This is a genomic window from Cellulomonas marina (assembly GCF_900111925.1).
In the GTDB taxonomy this organism is placed as follows: domain Bacteria; phylum Actinomycetota; class Actinomycetes; order Actinomycetales; family Cellulomonadaceae; genus Cellulomonas; species Cellulomonas marina.
In genome coordinates this window covers 51,302-69,254 of the sequence record NZ_FOKA01000003.1, presented here as the reverse complement: position 1 = coordinate 69,254, position 17,953 = coordinate 51,302, and the positions used below count along the sequence as shown (strand labels likewise).

Below are 17,953 nucleotides of genomic sequence, written 5' to 3'. Positions count from 1 at the left end.
GGCGCGCGCAGCGCAGCCCGGCGGCGGGCTGCGTCGACCCTAACGGGCGAACCGCGGCCCCGCCCGGCGCCGCGGACGCACCTGTCCGCTCCCGGCCAGGGGCGGGACCGGGCGCTAGCGTGCGGGGGCATGGAGCGCATCGGCCCTGCCCCGGGCACCGAGGTCGGCGGCTACACCGTGGTCGCCCCGCTCGGCGCGGGCGGGATGGGCGCCGTCTACCGGGCGGTGGACGGCGGCGGGCACGCCGTGGCGCTCAAGCTGCTGCACCCCCACGTCGGCGCGGACCCCGAGGCCCGCGACCGCCTGCGCCGCGAGGTCCTGGCCCTGCAGCGGCTGCGGCACCCCGGGGTCGCCGCGGTGCTCGACGCGGAGGCCGACTCCTCCGAGGCCTTCCTCGTCACGGAGCTCGTCCCCGGCGAGGACCTGGAGGCGCGCGTGCGCCGGGAGGGCCCGCTGGACGGCCCGGACCTCGCGCTGCTGGCCGACGGCCTGCTCGACGCCCTGCGCGCCGTGCACGCGGCCGGCGTCGTCCACCGGGACCTCAAGCCGTCGAACGTCATGGTCACGCCGGCCGGGCCCGTGCTCATCGACTTCGGCATCGCGCAGTCCGCCGACGACACGCGGGTCACCTCGGCGGGGCTCGTCGTGGGGACGCCGGGCTACCTCGCGCCGGAGCTCGTCGCCGGGCAGGAGCCGACCCCGGCGTCCGACCTGTGGGGCTGGGCGGCGGTCGTCGCCTGGGCCGCCACGGGCCGCCCGCCGTTCGGCCGCGGGCCGGCGGACGCCGTGCTCGCGCGGACGATGGCGGGGGAGACGGCGCTCGAGGGCGTCGGGGGGCGGGTGCGGGCGGCGCTGCGTGCGGCGCTCGACCCGGACCCCGCGCGACGACCCCGGCCCGACGTCCTGCTCGAGGTGCTGCACGACGCGGCCCTGGGCGTCGGCGACGACGAGGACGTGGCCGACGACGTGGCTCACCTCGGCGCTGCCGGTGCCGGCGGGCCGAGCGGCGACGACGGCGATACGCACGTGCTGCCCGCCGTCCCGCCGCCGGCGGGGGCCACGCAGGTGCTGCCCCCTGCGCCGCCGCCGCCGACCGGGGCCACGCAGGTCTTGCCTACGGCGCCCCCGCCGGCCCCGGCGCCGGTCCACACGCCGGTGACAGGGCGGGCGCCCGCGGTCGTGGCGACCCCCTCCGACCGTGCGCAGGACGGCAGCACGCAGCTCCTGCCCGTCCGGCCGCCCCGCGCGGCCGCGGCGGCGCCGGTCGCCGTGCCCCCGGTCGGGTCCGGGGACGTCAGCCCGCTCGTCGGGCCCGGCGCGCCCGGCGTGCCCACCTCGCCGGGCGCGCCCGGTCCGGGCGGCGACACGGACGTCGACCCGCCCGGGCCCGGCTGGCGACGCCCGGTCCCGCGGCGCCGCTGGGGGTCGCTGCTCGCGCTGGCGCTCGTCGTCGGGGCGGCGGGCGCGCTCGTGCCCGTCTGGACGCTCGCGGTCGTGGCGGTGCTGCTGCTGCTCGTGAGGACCGTCGGCTCGACGGTCGAGGCGATGCACGGCCGGCGCGAGCGGCGCGGCGGCCCGGGGCGGGCGGACGTCGCGGCGGCGGTGGGGACGACGCCGTGGCACCTGCTGCGCGCGCTCGTGGGGCTGCTGCCGTCGCTCGTCGTCGGGGCGAGCGTGGCCGTCATCGTCCTGGGCGTCCTGTGGTGGCTGCTGGGCAGCGGGACGTGGGCGCCGACGGGTGCCCACCTCGTCCCGGGCGAGCCGCCGGGCGGCCGGACCGTGCAGGCCCTGCTCGGCGGCGGCGTGCTCGTCGGGGTGCTCGCCGCCTGGTGGGGGCCCGCGTCGCGGACCACACGGCTCGGGGCGCGCTGGACCCTGGCGGCGCTGGCGCCGGGCCGCGGCGGGGCGGTCGCGCTCGTGCTCGTCGCCCTGGTCGTGGCCGGGCTGCTCGTCGCCCAGGTGCTGCAGGGCCAGGCCGTCGACTGGACCCCGCTGCCCACGCCGACGCTGCCCTGAGCCGGCCCAGCGCTCGGGGCGGACGTCGGACGAGCCGCGTCCGGACGCTCCTCACCCGGGCGGGCGTCGGGCGCCTCAGGGGCGGCCCGTACCCTGGGCTCGTGCCGTCGTCCGCCGCCCGCCTGCGCCTGCCCCGGTCCGCCGGGGCCGTGCTCGCGGCCGCCGCGGGGACGCTGGTCGTGCTGCTGGCGCTCGGGGCCGTGACGGTCCTGTGGCACCGGTGCGTCGCCGCCGGCGGGCTGGCACCGCTCGCGCTGCGGCTGGACCTGCTCGCGGGCGCACCGGGCTGTCCCGAGGGGACCCTGGGGCTCGGCGGGCTCGGGCGCGCCGCGCTCGTCGTCGCCCAGCTCGCGCTGTCGCTCACGGGGGCGCACGTCGTCCTCGCCGCCTGCGGGGCCGGGCTGCTCGGCGTCGCCGCGGCGCTGGTGCGGACGGCCGGTGCGCTGTGGGACGCGGTCGTGCGCGTCGTCGTGCGCGGCCGCCGGCCGGTGCTCGCCGCGGACCCCGTCGGCCGCGTGCCGCGCGGACGCGCCGCGCCCGCCGTCGACGGTCCGCCCGCGCAGCGCGGGCTGGGCACCGTCCGCTCGCACCGCGGGCCCCCGGCCGTGCTCGCGGCCCTCGTCGGGCCGACCGCCGCCCGTCCCTGACCCCCGCGCCGACGAGCGCGTGCAGCACCGAGCCACCGGAGAGACCCACCATGCCCAGCAACGACCCCCGGCCGTCGAAGGCCGACCGCCGCGAGGCGGCCCGCGCGGAGGCCGCCCGCCTGCGCGCAGAGCAGGCCCGCAAGGCCAAGCGCACCCGCATCATCGCCATCAGCGGCCTGGCCGCGGCCGTCATCGCGCTGGCCGTCGTCGTCGCGCTCATCATCACCAACAGCACCGCCAACCGTGAGGCCTACGGCCAGGTCGTCTACGGCGGTACGTCGGACACGGTCGAGGCCCCGGCGCTGACGGACGTCACGTCGCCCGCCGGGACCGACGACAGGGGCGGCATCCCCGTCAGCGCGGACGGCGTCGGCACCACCGGCGACGCCCCCGTCGAGCTGACCGTCTACCTCGACTACCAGTGCCCGTTCTGCGCGCAGTTCGAGGCGGCCAACGCGCAGATGCTCGCCGAGCGGACCGAGGCGGGCGACATCTCCGTCACCTACCACCTCCTGTCCTTCCTGGACCGCGCCTCCAACGGCACCTTCTACTCCACGCGCGCCGCCAACGCCGCCGCGACGGTGGCGGACCAGGACCCGGACAACTTCATCGCCTTCTCCACCGCGCTGTTCGAGAACCAGCCGGCCGAGGGCACGGAGGGCCTGACGGACGCCGAGATCGCCGAGATCGCGCAGGGCGTCGGCGTCCCGGCCGCCGTCACGGACACCTTCACCGACACGGTCTCCGGCTCCTTCACCGACGGCGACGGCGAGCAGGAGGGCACGTGGCGCACGTACGCGCCGTGGGTCGTCGCGGTCACCGGCCAGGCCGAGGCGGACCTGCCGCGCCTGAGCACCCCGACGATCCTCATCGACGGCCAGCCGTTCTCCGGCGACCCGACGACGCCGGGCCCGCTCGAGGAGCAGATCGACCTGGCGCTCGCGGGCTGACACCCCGGCCGGGTCCTGCACCCGGCGGGCGGCGCACGGCGGACGACCGACGACGACGGCGGCACCACCCGGACGGGGGTGCCGCCGTCGGCGCGTCCGGCCGCCGACGCTACCCTGGGCGCCTCGCCTCCTTAGCTCAGTCGGCCAGAGCACCTGTCTTGTAAACAGGGGGTCGTCGGTTCGAATCCGACAGGGGGCTCCACGGCCCGTCCTCGATCCCGCTCGCACCCCGTGCCTCGTCGGGCGTGCGCCCCGGGACCGCCCGGGACGTCCCCCTCCGTCCCCCGTGCCCGGGATGTCCTGGGCCCTCGGTCCCAGGACCTCGCCCGGGGGACGACGAAGACTCGTCCCCGTGACGAGTGACGGAGACGGCGGCGCCCCCGGCCGCGTGGTGGTGGTGGGTGCCGGCATGGTGGCCCACCGGTTCGTGGAGTCCTGGCTGCGCCGTGCGCCGGAGGACGGCTGGAGCCTGACGGTGCTGGGCGACGAGCCCTACCTCCCCTACGACCGGGTGCACCTGTCGGAGCACGTCGGCGGCCGCACCGTCGAGGACCTGGCGATGGCGCCGGCCGTCTGGGACGACCCCCGCGTCGTGCTGCGCACCGGGGACGCCGTGGCGGCGGTCGACCGCGAGGCCCGTACCGTGCGGACGGCATCCGGGTCCGTGCACCCCTACGACACCCTCGTGCTGGCCACGGGCTCCTGGGCCTGGACGCCCCGCGCCGAGGGGACCGATCTGCCGGGCGTGTTCTCCTACCGCACGCTCGACGACCTGCGCGGGCTCATGGCCTGGGTGCGCGACCGTGGGGCGGCGCTCGGGCGGTCGGTGCGCGGCGTCGTCGTGGGCGGCGGCGTGCTGGGGCTCGAGGCGGCGGCGGCGCTGCAGACGCTCGGTGCCCAGGCGGCCGTCGTCGAGTTCGCGGACCGGCTCATGGCCGTGCAGCTCGACGCGGGCGGCGGCGAGGCCCTGCGGGTGCTCGTCGACGACCTCGGCATGGAGGTGCGCACGGGCGCGGCGGCCCAGCGCCTCGTCGCCGGGCCGGACGGGGCCGTGGCGCGCGCGGAGCTGTCCACGGGGGACGTGCTCGACGCGGACGTCGTGGTCTTCTCCACCGGCGTGCGGCCGCGCGACCGGCTCGCCCGCGAGAGCGGCCTGGCGGTGGGGGAGCGCGGCGGCGTCGTCGTCGGCCCCACGTGCCGCACGTCCGACCCCGCCGTGTGGGCGATCGGGGAGTGCGCGTCCTTCGAGGGCGAGTGCGCGGGCCTCGTCGCGCCGGGCAACGCCATGGCCGACGTCGTCGTCGACCGGCTGCTCGGGGGGACGGCCGTGCACAGCCGCTCCGCCGAGGGCACGAAGCTCAAGGGCGTCGGCATCGACGCCGCGAGCTTCGGCGACGTGCTGGGCCTGACGCCCGGCGCGCTCGAGGTGACCTTCGCGGACCCCGTGGCGAAGACGTACAAGAAGCTCGTCGTGTCCGACGACGCGCGGACCCTGCTGGGCGGGGTCTTCGTCGGCGACATCGACCTGTACTCCCGGCTGCGCCCCCTGCTCGGGCGCCCGCTCGGCGCGGACCCGGCCGCGTTCCTCACGCCCGAGGGCGCGGGCGGCGCGCCGCAGACGGAGCTGCCCGACGACGTCGTCGTCTGCTCCTGCGCGAACGTCACCGCCGGCACCATCCGGGGCGCGGTCAGCGAGCACGGCTGCACGAGCGTCGGCGAGGTCAAGGCCTGCACGAAGGCCGGGACGGTCTGCGGCTCCTGCGTCCCGCTGGTGACGACGCTGGTCAACACCGCGCTGGAGAAGGCGGGCGTCGAGGTCAGCCGGGCCATGTGCGAGCACTTCGCGATGCCGCGCGCCGAGCTGCTGGCGCTCGTGCGGCAGGACGGGCTGCGCACGTTCTCCGAGGTCGTCGCGAAGCACGGCACCGGGCGCGGCTGCGCCGTCTGCAAGCCGGTCGTGGCCTCGATCCTGTCGGTGCTCGGCGTCGGTCACGTCCTCCAGCCGGACCAGTCCTCGCTGCAGGACACGAACGACCACGTCCTGGCCAACCTGCAGAAGGACGGGACGTACTCCGTGGTGCCGCGCGTGCCGGCGGGGGAGATCACGCCGGAGAAGCTCGCGGTCCTCGCGCAGGTGGCGCAGGACTTCGGCCTCTACACCCGCATCACGGGCGCGCAGCGGATCGGGCTGTTCGGCGCGCGCCTCGACCAGCTCCCGACGATCTGGCGCCGCCTCGTCGACGCCGGGTTCGAGTCCGGGCAGGCCTACGGCAAGAGCCTGCGGGCCGTGAAGAGCTGCATCGGGTCGGCCTGGTGCCGCTTCGGCGTGCAGGACTCGGTGAGCATGGCCACGCGGCTGGAGCTGCGGTACCGCGGCCTGCGCAGCCCGCACAAGTTCAAGGTCGGCGTCTCCGGCTGCGCCCGGGAGTGCGCGGAGGCGCGCGGCAAGGACGTCGGCGTCATCGCCACCGAGAAGGGCTGGAACGTCTACGTCGGCGGCAACGGCGGCTTCACGCCCCGGCACGCCGAGCTGCTGGCGGAGGACCTGGACGACGAGCGCGTCGTGCAGGTGGTCGACCGCTTCCTGGCGCTGTACATCCGCTCGGCCGACCGCCTGCAGCGCACCGCGCCGTGGGTCGCCGGGTTCGAGGGCGGCATCGCCGAGCTGCGGCGGGTCGTCGTCGAGGACTCCCGGGGCCTCGGGGCCGAGCTCGAGGCGGAGATCGCCCGGCACGTGGACGCGTACGTCGACGAGTGGCGCGCGACGCTCGAGGACCCCGAGAAGCTCCGGCACTTCGTGGCCTTCGTCAACGCGCCGGACCAGCACGACCCGGACCTGTCCTACACGTCCCTGCGCGGCCAGGTCCGCCCGGCCCGCACCGGCGACGTCCAGCACCACGACCCGCGCGTCGCCCGCACCCTGGAGGTCGTCCCGTGAGCACCGCCACCACCGTCGCCGCCGTCACCGATGCCGCCGAGGGCGCGGGCTGCTGCGGCTCGTGCCGCTGCGGTGGCGGTCCCGCCGCCGGCGTCGCCCCCGTCGGCGCGCCGAGCCGCGCCGGCACCACCGTGTCGGCCGCGTCCGCCGGCACCGCGGCCGGCTGGGTGCCCGTCTGCGCGCTGTCCGACCTCGTGCCCGAGCGCGGCGCGGCCGTCCTCGTCGACGGGCAGCAGGTGGCGCTGTTCCGGCTGGCCGACGACCGCGTGCTCGGCGTGCAGCACCGCGACCCCTTCTCGGGGGCGAACGTGCTGGCGCGGGGCATCGTCGGGAGCCGGGGCGAGGCGCCCGTGCTCACCTCGCCCATGCTCAAGCAGGTCTGGGACCTGACGACGGGGGCGTGCCTCGACCCGGTCGGCCGCGAGCCGCAGGACCTGCGCACCTACGGCGTGCGCGTCGAGGGCGACGCCGTCCTCCTCGCGACGGCCTGACCGCGGTCGCCCGACCCGCGAGGGGCCGGCAGCACGCTCGTCGGCACGGCCAGCGGCGGGGCTCGTCGCCATGAGGGCACGCGGAGGTGCCCCCTCCCCACCCGGGGGCAGTGGGCGAGGAGGGGGCGATCAGGGGTCCGCCCGGCCGCAGCCGCAGGGGGGTGACCACGACCGGACGAACCGGGACGAACCTACTGCCCGGCGCGGCCCCGCGGGGGCGTCCGGGCGCAGCGTCACCCGTCCGGACGCACGCGGCCCCCCCTGCCCGGTGGACGGCGGCAGCCCGCCGCGCCGGGGTGCCGACCCCGGCGACCGCGGCGCTGTGCCCGCCCTGAGCAGCGCGGCGGCCGGGCACCGGGCCGGTTGCGGGTCCGCCCGCGGAGCCGGACGATCACGGCGACGGTCGTCCGGCCGGAGGCGCGCGTCGCTCGTCGGCCGGAGGTGACGACCGTCGAGACGCACGAGCAGCCAGCGACCCGCCCGCGACCCCCGGAGCAGCGTGAGCCCCACCCGTCCCCCGACCTCCCCCGGCCCGCGGGTCGACGAGCTGCGGCGTGCGCTGGGCGAGGACGCCCTGGAGGCGGCGGCCGAGGGCAGCGGACCCACGAGCGACCTCGACGTCGTCGTCGGCTCCGGCCGGGGAGCGGCGGAGGTGCTGCGGGAGCCGACCCCGCGGACGGACGGCTATGCCGCGCTGCGCGCCTACGCCGCCCTCGGCGACGGCCGGACGGTGGCCCTCGTCGCCGACGACGGGCGCGTCGACTGGCTGCCGATCCCCGACCTGGACTGCGCCCCGGCGTTCGCCGCCCTGCTCGACGCCGAGAGCGGCGGGGTCGTCGAGCTGGCGCCCACCCAGCCCTACCGCCTGCGCCGCCGCTACCTGCCCGGCTCGAACGTCCTGAGCACGGAGTACGAGACCGCGACCGGGACGGCCCGGGTCACCGACGCCCTCTGCACCGGCGTCGCCGGGCGCCTGCCCTGGTGCGAGCTGGGCCGCCGCGTGGAGGGGCTGTCCGGCGACGTCCCCTTCGCGTGGCGCATCGCCCCGGGCACGGCGCTGGCGTCGGCCTCGCCCTGGGTGCAGGGGACGGTGCACGGCGCCGTGCTGCGCGTGAACGGCGCGACGATGGTGCCGGTGCTCTCCGACGACCTGACCCCCCTCGTCGCCGAGCAGGAGATCGCGGGGGCGTTCACGACGAGCCCCGGTTCCCGGCACCTCGTCGCCCTGGTGGGCACCGAGCGCGAGCCGGTGCAGGTCCCCCGGGCCGAGGAGGTCGACGACCGGATCAGCCGCACGGTGGCCAACTGGCAGACCTGGACCGACGCGTTCCGCTACCAGGGCCCGTGGCCGCTGGCCGTGCAGCGCAGCGCCCTGCAGCTCAAGCTGCTGCTGCACGCGCCCACGGGCTCCATCGCGGCCGCCGCGACGACGTCGGTGCCGGAGAGCTGGGCCGGCGGCAAGAACTGGGACTACCGCTACTCCTGGCTGCGCGACACGGCCTACGCGGTCGACGCGCTCATCGACTTCGGGCTGCGGGAGGAGACGCACGCCGCCATCTCCTGGGTGGTGCGGACCATCCGGTCGGAGGAGCCGCGCGTCTTCTACACGCTGGCGGGCGAGGTGCACGACCACCACGACGAGCCCGACGTGCCGGGCTGGCGCGGCATCGGACCGGTCGCCGTCGGCAACCACGCCGGCGCCCAGCGGCAGCTCGGCGTGTACGGGGACGTGCTCGGCGTCGTGCGCGGGTACGTGGACGCGGGCAACCTCCTCGACGCCGACACCGGCCGCGTCCTGGCCGCGCTCGCCGACGAGGCCGCCGACGCGTGGCACCGCCCCGACGCCGGCATCTGGGAGCTGCACGACGAGCGCCACTTCACGACGTCGAAGCTCGGCTGCTGGCAGGCCCTGGAGTGCGCGGCCCACCTGGCCGACGCCGGCCAGATCCCGGGCACGCCCGACCGCTGGCGGGCTGAGGCGCGCCGCATCCGGGACTGGGTCGAGGAGCACTGCTGGGACGAGGCGCGTGGCACCTACGTCATGGCGTCGGGCAGCGACGACCTCGACGCCTCGATCCTGCTGCACGCGATGTCGGGCTTCGACACCTCCGACCGCATGAGCCGCACGGTCGACACCCTGCGCGCCGAGCTCGGCACGGGGCCGTGGCTGCACCGCTACACGGGCATGCGCGAGGAGGAGGGCGCCTTCGTCGCGTGCTCGTTCTGGGGCGTGGCCGCGCTCGCGGAGGTGGGGCGGGTCGACGAGGCGCGGACGTGGATGGACGAGCTCGTCGCCGCGTCCAACGACGTCGGGCTCTGGACCGAGATGGTCGACGTGGACACCGACGAGTTCCTCGGCAACCTGCCCCAGGCGCTCAGCCACCTCGCGCTCGTGCAGGCCGCCATCGCGGTGTGGGACGCCACGGGTCGCGCGCCCGTCGAGGTGCCCGACGTGGAGGCCGCCGGCTCGACGGCCGCCGAGCGCACGGGGGCGACGTCGGGGAGCTGAGCCGGCCCCTCGTGCAGGACGCAGGGCGCGGGCCGTCAGCGGTCGCCCGTCTCCTCCAGCAGCCGCAGCGCCGCGCTCACGCGGGGGTTCCGCGCGGGGTCGGCGTCGATGCCGAGGGTCGCGTAGATGGCGTTGACGTGGTTCTGCACGGACTTCTCCGTGATGCCCAGCCGCAGCCCGATGCCCGCGTTCGACAGCCCCTGCGCGAGCAGCCGGAGCACGCCGAGCTGCCGGTCGGTGAGCCGCGAGACGGTCGAGCCGGCCCGCGGCGCCGCCCCCTCCAGCAGCGCCGGGTCCAGCACCGTCACGCCCCTGGCCGCGGCCCGGACGGCCTGCACCAGCAGCTCCTCCGACGTGCCGGACGTCTTGGACAGGTAGCCCCAGCCGACCGCCACGTCCCGCGGCACGTCGAGCAGCAGGTCCATCGCGTCGTGCGCCGACAGCAGGAGGATCCCGAGCCCGGGCTGCCGGCGCCGCAGCCCGACGCCGAGCGCGATCCCGTTGCCGTCCGGCAGGTCGATGTCGAGCACGACGACGTCGGCCGCGCCCGGAGGCAGCGCCGCCTCGGCCTCCGCGACCGACCCCGCGGCCGCGACCACCGCGAGCCCGGGCGTCCCGTCGAGGGTGTGCTGGAGCATGGCGCGGAAGAGGGGCTGGTCCTCCACCACCGCCACGCGCAGGAGGCCCACCTCGGTCGTCGTCATCGCAGGTGAGTATGGTCGGCCGCGGGGCGCAGCGGAACGTCCTGTCCGGCGGTGGCGCGCCGCCGGCCGGCGTCCGGCGGGAGGGCGGGGGCATGGAGGCGTCGTCGCGTGCGGACCGGCGGGCGCTGCTCACCGGCACCGGTGCCGTGGCCGCGGCCCTGCTCGCCGCCGGGACCCTGCACGAGGTGGCCCTGGCGCTCGAGACCGCCGGCCCCGCCCGCCCCGACGCGGGCGTCCTCCTGGCGCGGCTCGTCGCCGACGCGGGGGCGCTCGGGCTCCTCGTCGCCGGTCTGGTGGTGCTGGGGGTGCACCGCTCGCGCCGGCGGTGGCCCGCCGCGGCGGCGGTGCTCGGGCTCGCCCTCGTCTCGGGGCTGGCGCGGTGGGGGCTGCTGCACGCGCTCGGCGTCACGGGCGGTGGCGCGCCCCTCGTCGAGGCCGGCACCGGCGCCGTCGTCGCCGCCGTCGCCGCGGTGCTCGGGCTGGAGCACACGCGTCGCCGGCGGCGGCTGCGCGAGCGCACGCGCGCGGCGGAGCGCGAGACGGTCCGGGTCGAGCAGGCGGTGCGTGCGCTGCAGGCCGAGGAGGTCCGGGTGCGGCGCGAGGTCGCCGAGGGGCTGCACGCGAGCCTGCAGCAGCGCCTCGTGCTGGTGGTCGCACGGCTGGACCGGGTGCTCGCGGCCGCCACCGCCCGTCCCCTCACGCGCGACGAGCTGGCCTCGCTGCGCAGCGCCCGCGACGACCTGGAGCAGGTGCGCGCCCGGGACGTCCGCGAGACGAGCCGCCTGCTCTACCCCGAGTCGCTGGAGATCGGCCTGCTGCCGGCCCTGCGGGCGATGCTGCGCCGGGTGCCGACCTCCATCGCCGTGGACCTGCGGGTGGACGACGAGGTGCGCGCGCTCGACGACCCCTCGGCGCCGCGGCTCACCTCCGCCGAGCGGCTGCTGGCCGTGCGCGTGGTCGAGGAGGGCGTGCAGAACGCCCTGCGGCACGCGCGGCCGCAACGGGTGGAGGTCGTCGTCGGGCGGCGCGACGGCGCCCTGCTCGTGGCGGTGACGGACGACGGCGGCGGGTTCGACCCGACCCGCGTGCAGGCCTCCGGGACCGCGCGGCTGCGGGAGCGCCTCGGCCTCGTCGGGGGACGCCTCGACCTCGTCCCCACCCCCGGGCAGGGGACCCGGCTGGAGGCGCACCTGCCCGTGGACCACCTGCGCGGGGCGTAGGGGCTCAGCGTCCGAGCGGGGCCCCGTCGACGACGAGGGGCTCGAGGACGGGTCGCTTGGCCGAGACGACGTCGCCCGAGGACCGGCCGCGCAGCCGCCGCGTCGCCCACGGGTAGACGTGCGCCCGCACCCAGCGGGCGTCGGCGCGGACGCGCTCGAGGCGGGGCGCGGGCGGCAGGGGCGCCAGCGGGTCGTCCCAGTCGGCGCGGTCCGGGTCCAGGCCGAGGCCGACGAGCGCCGCCTGCGCGACGCGGACGTGCCCGTCGGTCGTGAGGTGGATGCGGTCGTCGGCCCACATGCGCCAGTCCGCCAGGGACCGCATGCCCCACAGGTCGACGACGTGCGCGCCGTGCCGCCGGGCGATCGACCAGATCGTCGTGCTGTAGATCGCCACCCGGCCGCGGGTGGCCCGCACGAGCGGGCTCTCGCGGGTGTCCACGCCCGTGCCGAGCAGGACGTCGGCACCGGCAGCCCGCAGCCGGACGACCGCGTCCTCGAGGCCCCGGGCCAGCGCGCCGACGTCCGCGCCCGGGCGCAGGATGTCGTTGCCGCCGCCGACGAGGCTGACGAGGTCGGCGCCGAGCTCGAGGGCGGCCGGCACCTGCTCGTCGAGGATGCGGCCCAGCAGGCGCCCGCGGACGGCGAGGTTGGCGTAGAGCAGCGGCTCGAGCCCCGCGGCGGTCCGGCGCTGCGACAGGGCGCCGGCCAGGAGGTCCGCCCAGCCGCGGCAGCTGCCGGTGCCCGGCAGCGGCTCGCCCGCGGCGGGTGGGCGCGGGGCCGGGTCCTCGGCCGTCGGGGCCAGGTCCCACAGCCCCTCGGAGAACGAGTCGCCGAGGGCGACGTAGCGCTGCCAGCGGGGGACGGGTCCGGTCGGGCTCACGCCCCCATCATGGCCCGCGGCTCGGTCGGTCGGACCGGCCGCTGGTGGCGGCCCGGTGCGGAGCGCTTCGGTCCGGGCCGTCGGGGACGGCGTGTCGCCCTCGGCACGCCGGTGTCCCGTCGACCCTCCGCACCGGCCCGCCACAGGGGCTCGAGCGAGCGCGGCGGGGTGGGCGCGGCGATGAGTGCGGCGGGGTGCGTGCGACGGGGCGGGTGCCGCGGGACCCGGCAGGAGGCGGGCCCGGTCAGGACGGCAGGGTCCAGTCGACCGGCGGGGCGCCCTGCTCGGCGAGGAGGCGGTTGACCGTCGAGAACGGCCGGGAGCCGAAGAACCCGCGGGAGGCCGAGAGGGGGCTGGGGTGGACGCTGCGCACCTGCGGCACCCCGGCCAGCGCCGGGCCGAGCGCCTGGGCGTCGCGCCCCCACAGCACCGCCACGAGCGGCCCGCCGCGCTCGACGAGCGCGGCGATCGCGCGGTCCGTGACGGCCTCCCACCCGCGGCCGCGGTGCGAGGCGGGCGCGCCCGGTCGGACGGTGAGCACCCTGTTGAGCAGCATGACGCCCTGGTCCGCCCAGGGCGTGAGGTCGCCGGTGGCGGGCGCCGGCACGCCGAGGTCGTCGACGAGCTCACGGAACACGTTGGCGAGCGACCGCGGCAGGGGTCGCACGTCGGGCCGCACGGAGAAGGACAGCCCGACGGCGTGGCCCGGCGTCGGGTACGGGTCCTGGCCGACGACGAGCACCCGCACGTCGGCGAGGGGCCGGTGGAACGCCCGCAGCACGTCCGGGCCCGCGGGCAGGTACGTGCGCCCCGCGGCGAGCTCGGTGCGCAGGAAGCGGCCGGCCGCGTGCACGTGCTCCTCGACGGGGGCGAGGGCGGCGGCCCAGTCGGGTGCGACGAGCGCGTCCAGCTCCACGCCCGGCACGGTAGCCGTCGCGCCCGGGCCGGGCCTGTCGAATGACACCCGTGTGGTTCACTCCTACAGTCGAGCGGGACGACAAGACCGCTGCCACGCGTGGGAGGATCTCCGGCCCGTAGCACGGGAAGAGCGATCCCCCGGCCGGGTCCGCGACCACGACCGCGGCACGCAGGGCACGGCGGACGTGAGGGAGGGCGAGGGATGGACGCGACGCAGGGCACGGACGCCGGCACGGCAGGGGACGCCCCGACGACCGCGGGCGCGACGGCACTGGCCGACGAGCTCGACGGCGGACGGCTGCCGGGGGCGGAGGCGTCGGGCCTGTCGGAGCGCGACCAGCAGGTCCTCGCGTTCGAGCGGCAGTGGTGGAAGTACGCCGGTGCCAAGGAGCAGGCCGTCCGCGAGCTGTTCGACATGTCCTCGACGCGGTACTACCAGGTGCTCAACACCCTGCTCGACGACCCCGCGGCGCTCGCGTACGACCCCATGCTCGTCAAGCGCCTGCGACGGATGCGCTCGTCGCGGCAGCGCGCGCGCACCGCGCGGCGGCTCGGCACCGAGGGCTGACGGGCGCCGCCCCGGGCATCGGACCAGGCGGCGATCTCGGCAGCGACTCGGCAGCGACGGGGGTCGGCCGTACCGGCGGCGCCTGCGCGGGCGGCGGGGGGCGAGCGGTTAGGTTGTCCGCCGTGAGCACGGCCGGCTACCCGTACCCCGAGGACGAGTTCGACGCCGCGCCGGACCCCGACGGCCCCCGCGGCGCCCACCGCGCCCCTCGCCCGGCGCTCGTCCGATGGGCGCCCTTCCTCGTGACGGCCCTCGTGCTCGCGGCGCTGGCGGTCGCGCTCGTGTCCTGGCAGTTCAGCTCCGGCACGCCGACGGCGCTGCCCGGCCTCGTCCCGGGCGTCACTTCGACGGCCGACGAGGGTGCGACCGACGAGGGCGCCACGGGAGGGAGCGCCGACGAGGGCACCGACGGTGCTACCGACGGCGCCGCCGACCCCGCCGCGTCCGAGCCGGCAGCGGACCCCGCGGCCACGCCGACGGAGGCGGTGCCGACGGAGCCGGCGCCCTCGCCGACACCGACGGAGCCGCCCGCGCCGCAGCCCGACCTGTCGACGACCGTGCAGGTCTTCAACGCCACCGGCATCACCGGGCTGGCCGGCCGGCAGGCGGACCGCCTGGAGGACGCGGGCTTCACGGACGTCACCTCGGGCAACCGCTCGCGCGGCGGGCTGTCCGCGAGCACGGTCCTCTACTCCACGGACGACCAGGCGGCGACGGCGGCCCTCGTCGCCTCGACGCTCGGCGTCGACGCGGTGGCGCTCGACGCGGCCACGGCCGGCGGCGACGTCGTCGTGGTGCTGCTGTCCGACCCGTCCTGACGGACGTGACGCAGCCCTCGCCGGGACCCGCTCACGGGGTCCGTCCGGGGTCTGTCGCGCGGGCGATATGTCCCACTACTGTCTGGGCACCGGCGCGGCGGGAGCGTCGGAGGGACGACGCGAGCACGACGCGAGGAGCACGGGCATGGCGCAAGGCACGGTGAAGTGGTTCAACGCCGAGAAGGGGTACGGCTTCATCACCCCGGCCGGCGGGGGGCAGGACCTGTTCGTCCACTACAGCGCCATCCAGGTGGACGGCTACCGGTCGCTCGAGGAGGGCCAGGAGGTCGACTTCGAGGTCGGGCAGGGCACGAAGGGCCCGCAGGCGGAGCAGGTGCGCCCCGTCTGACCCCGGCCGACCTCCGGTCTTCCGGCCGGGACGACGGGCACCCTACGCGTGAGACACGGGCCGCGACCCCACGGGTCGCGGCCCGTGGCGCGTCCGGTGGTGGGTCGGTCGCTTGCACTCGCAGGGGTCGAGTGCTAACCATTGACCTAGCACTCTCCGGTGGAGAGTGACAGAACCACCGGCCGCCAGGTGAGGGCGCCCGGCCGCGGGACGTGACCGCGGGCGGGGGTCCGTCCGTCGCGGGCACCGACCGGCCGACCCAGGAACCCAGCGAAGGATCGATAGCCCCATGGCCAAGATCATTGCCTTCAACGAGGAGGCCCGTCGCGGCATCGAGCGGGGTCTGAACACCCTGGCCGACACCGTGAAGGTCACCCTCGGCCCGAAGGGCCGCAACGTCGTGCTCGACAAGAAGTGGGGCGCGCCGACGATCACCAACGACGGCGTCTCCATCGCCAAGGAGATCGACCTCGAGGACCCGTACGAGAAGATCGGTGCGGAGCTCGTCAAGGAGGTCGCCAAGAAGACGGACGACGTCGCGGGTGACGGCACCACCACCGCCACCGTGCTCGCCCAGGCGCTCGTGCGCGAGGGGCTGCGTAACGTCGCGGCCGGCGCCAACCCCATCGCCCTGAAGAAGGGCATCGAGAAGGCCGTCGAGGCCGTCACGACGCAGCTCCTGGCGCAGGCCAAGGAGGTCGAGACGAAGGAGGAGATCGCCGCCACGGCCGCCATCTCCGCCGGCGACCAGGCGATCGGCGACCTCATCGCCGAGGCCCTCGACAAGGTGGGCAAGGAGGGCGTCATCACGGTCGAGGAGTCCAACGCCCTCGGCCTGGAGCTCGAGCTCACGGAGGGCATGCGCTTCGACAAGGGCTTCCTGTCGGCGTACTTCGTGACCGACCCGGAGCGCCAGGAGGCGGTCCTCGAGGACGCGTACGTCCTGCTCGTCGAGTCCAAGATCTCGAACGTCAAGGACCTGCTGCCGCTGCTGGAGAAGGTCATCCAGGCCGGCAAGCCGCTGTTCATCGTCGCCGAGGACGTCGAGGGCGAGGCCCTGGCCACGCTCGTCGTCAACAAGATCCGCGGCACCTTCAAGTCCGTGTCCGTCAAGGCCCCGGGCTTCGGCGACCGCCGCAAGGCGATGCTGCAGGACATGGCCATCCTCACGGGCGGCCAGGTCGTCTCCGAGACCGTCGGCCTCAAGCTCGACACGGTGGGCCTCGAGGTCCTCGGCACGGCGCGCAAGATCGTCGTGACGAAGGACGAGACGACGATCGTCGAGGGTGCGGGCGACGCGGCGCAGATCGCCGGCCGCGTCAACCAGATCCGTGCCGAGATCGAGAACTCCGACTCGGACTACGACCGCGAGAAGCTGCAGGAGCGCCTCGCCAAGCTCGCCGGCGGCGTGGCCGTCATCAAGGCGGGTGCGGCCACCGAGGTGGAGCTCAAGGAGCGCAAGCACCGCATCGAGGACGCCGTCCGCAACGCGAAGGCCGCCGTCGAGGAGGGCATCGTCGCCGGTGGTGGCGTGGCCCTCATCCAGGCCGGCAAGCTCGCGTTCGAGAAGCTCGAGCTCGAGGGTGACGAGGCCACCGGTGCCGCGATCGTCAAGCTCGGCATCGAGGCGCCGCTCAAGCAGATCGCGATCAACGCCGGGCTCGAGGGCGGCGTCGTGGCGGAGAAGGTCCGCAACCTGCCGACCGGCCACGGCCTCAACGCCGCGACCAACGAGTACGAGGACCTGCTGGCCGCGGGCGTCAACGACCCGGTCAAGGTCACGCGCTCCGCGCTGCAGAACGCGGCCTCGATCGCCGCGCTCTTCCTCACCACCGAGGCCGTCGTGGCCGACAAGCCGGAGAAGGCCGCCCCGGCCGCGCCCGGCGGTGGCGAGGACTTCGGCGGCGGCTTCTGAGCCGACCGGTCCCCGCGGTGACGGGCGCCGGTGGCGGCGCCTGACACCAGCACGACCAGCACGACGGGCCGTCCACCTCCGGGTGGGCGGCCCGTCGTCGTCGGTGGTGGGATGAGGAGGCGGCACCGGTCGGGGGGCGTGGGTCGACGAGCGCGGGACGACGGGCGGGGAGGCCATGGGCGACGGCAGCCGAGCTCCCAGCGGCGGCCCTGTCGGGCGGGCGCTGCGGAGCACCGTGGGACGCGAAAGCACCACCTTCGGCTTCTCGATCCTGGTGACCGTGACGTTCGGCCTGCTGCAGGCCGAGGAGGGCTCGCCGGACACCATCCGGATCGTGCTGTACGCCGTGGGGGCGTCCCTGTCCTTCACGGTGCTCGAGGCCGTGCTCTCCCGCGGCTTCCGGACCGCCATGCCGCAGCACCGCACGCGCGTCCTGGCGCTCGGGACGAGCATGAACGTCCTGTCGGTGCTCGGCGGTCTCGGTGCGGCCTGGCTGCTCGCCCGCGCGACGTCGCACGTCACGGTGTGGCTGGTTGCGCCGTTCGTGGCGGGCATCGTCTACCTGGTGCTCGAGAGCCTGGAGACGGCCTGGGGCGAGCGGGTGGCGCGGGCGCGGGGCGACGACGACGCGACGGAGGTGGAGGGCTAGCGCCCCGACCCGGGACGCTCGAGCGGCCGGCGGTCACGCGCCGGCACGCGCAGGCCGGAGGCCCGCAGGCGCCGCACGAGCTCGCGCGTCCCGACCGGCAGGGCTCCCAACCCGACGAGCTCGTCCCAGCGCTCGGCGGGGACGTCGTAGTGGTCGCGGTCGAAGGCCCGCCGCGGCAGCCCGGCGCGCTCCGCGAAGGCGTGCAGCTCCGCCAGCGACGCGTCGCTGACGACGTGCGACCAGAGCGTGCCGTGCCGCGGCCACAGCGGCGGGTCGACGAGCACGCTCATCCCGGCAGCGTAGGCAGGTCGCCCGCCCGCCGGCGCGCCGATCAGCGGGTGTGCCGGCGCCGCGGTCGGCGGGCGGGTCGACCCGGCCGGC

16 protein-coding genes and 1 tRNA gene are annotated in these 17,953 nt (G+C 76.8%); 13 read left to right on the top strand and 4 right to left on the bottom strand.

What is annotated here, in order from left to right; translation table 11 throughout:
• Window positions 1-129: 129 nt before the first annotated feature.
• The 7 genes from BM048_RS04380 (at window position 130) to BM048_RS04350 (ending at window position 9,551) form a co-directional block, all read left to right on the top strand.
• Window positions 130-2,016 carry a serine/threonine-protein kinase gene (locus BM048_RS04380; protein WP_090031054.1) on the top strand — a complete coding sequence of 629 codons (1,887 nt, stop codon included), beginning with the start codon at window positions 130-132 and terminating at the stop codon, window positions 2,014-2,016.
• A gap of 101 nt (window positions 2,017-2,117) precedes the next feature.
• Window positions 2,118-2,663, top strand: a complete 546-nt coding sequence (locus BM048_RS04375; protein WP_090031053.1) for a hypothetical protein — start codon at window positions 2,118-2,120, stop codon at window positions 2,661-2,663.
• 50 nt (window positions 2,664-2,713) lie between these two features.
• On the top strand, window positions 2,714-3,613 hold the full coding sequence (locus tag BM048_RS04370) for a DsbA family protein (protein ID WP_090031052.1): 900 nt from the start codon (window positions 2,714-2,716) through the stop codon (window positions 3,611-3,613).
• A gap of 125 nt (window positions 3,614-3,738) precedes the next feature.
• A tRNA-Thr gene (locus tag BM048_RS04365) sits at window positions 3,739-3,815 on the top strand.
• A 93-nt stretch (window positions 3,816-3,908) separates the two neighbouring features.
• Window positions 3,909-6,551, top strand: a complete 2,643-nt coding sequence (gene nirB / locus BM048_RS04360) for a nitrite reductase large subunit NirB (RefSeq protein WP_090031051.1) — start codon at window positions 3,909-3,911, stop codon at window positions 6,549-6,551.
• The gene (gene nirD, locus BM048_RS04355; RefSeq protein WP_308439466.1) at window positions 6,548-7,042 is read left to right on the top strand and encodes a nitrite reductase small subunit NirD; all 495 of its coding nucleotides are present in this window, start codon (window positions 6,548-6,550) and stop codon (window positions 7,040-7,042) included. Before nirB ends, nirD begins: the two co-directional genes overlap by 4 nt.
• A gap of 652 nt (window positions 7,043-7,694) precedes the next feature.
• Entirely contained in the window at window positions 7,695-9,551 is a 1,857-nt protein-coding gene (locus BM048_RS04350; RefSeq protein ID WP_175499300.1) for a glycoside hydrolase family 15 protein, read from the top strand.
• A 35-nt stretch (window positions 9,552-9,586) separates the two neighbouring features.
• On the opposite strand, the gene BM048_RS04345 is transcribed toward BM048_RS04350, so the two are convergent.
• Window positions 9,587-10,255 (bottom strand): response regulator, encoded by a 669-nt coding sequence (locus tag BM048_RS04345; RefSeq protein WP_090031050.1) that lies wholly within the window; start codon window positions 10,253-10,255, stop codon window positions 9,587-9,589.
• A gap of 92 nt (window positions 10,256-10,347) precedes the next feature.
• On the opposite strand from BM048_RS04345, the gene BM048_RS04340 reads away from it, so the two are divergent.
• The gene (locus BM048_RS04340) at window positions 10,348-11,475 is read left to right on the top strand and encodes a sensor histidine kinase (RefSeq protein WP_139224294.1); all 1,128 of its coding nucleotides are present in this window, start codon (window positions 10,348-10,350) and stop codon (window positions 11,473-11,475) included.
• A 4-nt stretch (window positions 11,476-11,479) separates the two neighbouring features.
• Here the strand turns inward: BM048_RS04340 and BM048_RS04335 are convergent, their stop codons facing one another.
• Both BM048_RS04335 and BM048_RS04330 read right to left on the bottom strand, forming a co-directional pair.
• Window positions 11,480-12,355: an SGNH/GDSL hydrolase family protein gene (locus tag BM048_RS04335; RefSeq protein ID WP_090031048.1), complete on the bottom strand. Its 876-nt coding sequence runs from the start codon at window positions 12,353-12,355 to the stop codon at window positions 11,480-11,482.
• 244 nt (window positions 12,356-12,599) lie between these two features.
• Window positions 12,600-13,271: a uracil-DNA glycosylase gene (locus BM048_RS04330; RefSeq protein ID WP_239078600.1), complete on the bottom strand. Its 672-nt coding sequence runs from the start codon at window positions 13,269-13,271 to the stop codon at window positions 12,600-12,602.
• A gap of 204 nt (window positions 13,272-13,475) precedes the next feature.
• Between BM048_RS04330 and BM048_RS04325 the strand changes: the two genes are divergently transcribed.
• The 5 genes from BM048_RS04325 (at window position 13,476) to BM048_RS04305 (ending at window position 17,572) form a co-directional block, all read left to right on the top strand.
• Window positions 13,476-13,841, top strand: a complete 366-nt coding sequence (locus tag BM048_RS04325) for a DUF3263 domain-containing protein (RefSeq protein ID WP_239078599.1) — start codon at window positions 13,476-13,478, stop codon at window positions 13,839-13,841.
• Window positions 13,842-13,963: 122 nt separating this feature from the next.
• Complete coding sequence (locus BM048_RS04320; RefSeq protein ID WP_139224293.1) at window positions 13,964-14,659, top strand: LytR C-terminal domain-containing protein; 696 nt, start codon at window positions 13,964-13,966, stop codon at window positions 14,657-14,659.
• A gap of 145 nt (window positions 14,660-14,804) precedes the next feature.
• The gene (locus BM048_RS04315) at window positions 14,805-15,008 is read left to right on the top strand and encodes a cold-shock protein (protein ID WP_090031045.1); all 204 of its coding nucleotides are present in this window, start codon (window positions 14,805-14,807) and stop codon (window positions 15,006-15,008) included.
• 289 nt (window positions 15,009-15,297) lie between these two features.
• Window positions 15,298-16,923 (top strand): chaperonin GroEL, encoded by a 1,626-nt coding sequence (groL, locus tag BM048_RS04310; protein WP_090031044.1) that lies wholly within the window; start codon window positions 15,298-15,300, stop codon window positions 16,921-16,923.
• Window positions 16,924-17,158: 235 nt separating this feature from the next.
• Window positions 17,159-17,572: a hypothetical protein gene (locus tag BM048_RS04305; protein ID WP_090031043.1), complete on the top strand. Its 414-nt coding sequence runs from the start codon at window positions 17,159-17,161 to the stop codon at window positions 17,570-17,572.
• Here the strand turns inward: BM048_RS04305 and BM048_RS04300 are convergent.
• Window positions 17,569-17,862 carry a DUF4031 domain-containing protein gene (locus BM048_RS04300; RefSeq protein ID WP_090031042.1) on the bottom strand — a complete coding sequence of 98 codons (294 nt, stop codon included), beginning with the start codon at window positions 17,860-17,862 and terminating at the stop codon, window positions 17,569-17,571. The two genes, BM048_RS04305 and BM048_RS04300, sit on opposite strands and share 4 nt — an antisense overlap.
• Between the last annotated feature and the right edge of the window lie 91 nt (window positions 17,863-17,953).

Coding starts and splice junctions, on each gene's coding strand:
- BM048_RS04340 (WP_139224294.1), top strand. CDS start 10,348: ATGGAGGCGTCGTCGCGTGCGGACCGGCGGGCGCTGCTCACCGGCACC.
- BM048_RS04325 (WP_239078599.1), top strand. CDS start 13,476: ATGGACGCGACGCAGGGCACGGACGCCGGCACGGCAGGGGACGCCCCG.
- groL (WP_090031044.1), top strand. CDS start 15,298: ATGGCCAAGATCATTGCCTTCAACGAGGAGGCCCGTCGCGGCATCGAG.
- BM048_RS04345 (WP_090031050.1), bottom strand. CDS start 10,255: ATGACGACGACCGAGGTGGGCCTCCTGCGCGTGGCGGTGGTGGAGGAC.
- nirB (WP_090031051.1), top strand. CDS start 3,909: ATGTCCTGGGCCCTCGGTCCCAGGACCTCGCCCGGGGGACGACGAAGA.
- BM048_RS04315 (WP_090031045.1), top strand. CDS start 14,805: ATGGCGCAAGGCACGGTGAAGTGGTTCAACGCCGAGAAGGGGTACGGC.
- BM048_RS04300 (WP_090031042.1), bottom strand. CDS start 17,862: ATGAGCGTGCTCGTCGACCCGCCGCTGTGGCCGCGGCACGGCACGCTC.
- BM048_RS04370 (WP_090031052.1), top strand. CDS start 2,714: ATGCCCAGCAACGACCCCCGGCCGTCGAAGGCCGACCGCCGCGAGGCG.
- BM048_RS04380 (WP_090031054.1), top strand. CDS start 130: ATGGAGCGCATCGGCCCTGCCCCGGGCACCGAGGTCGGCGGCTACACC.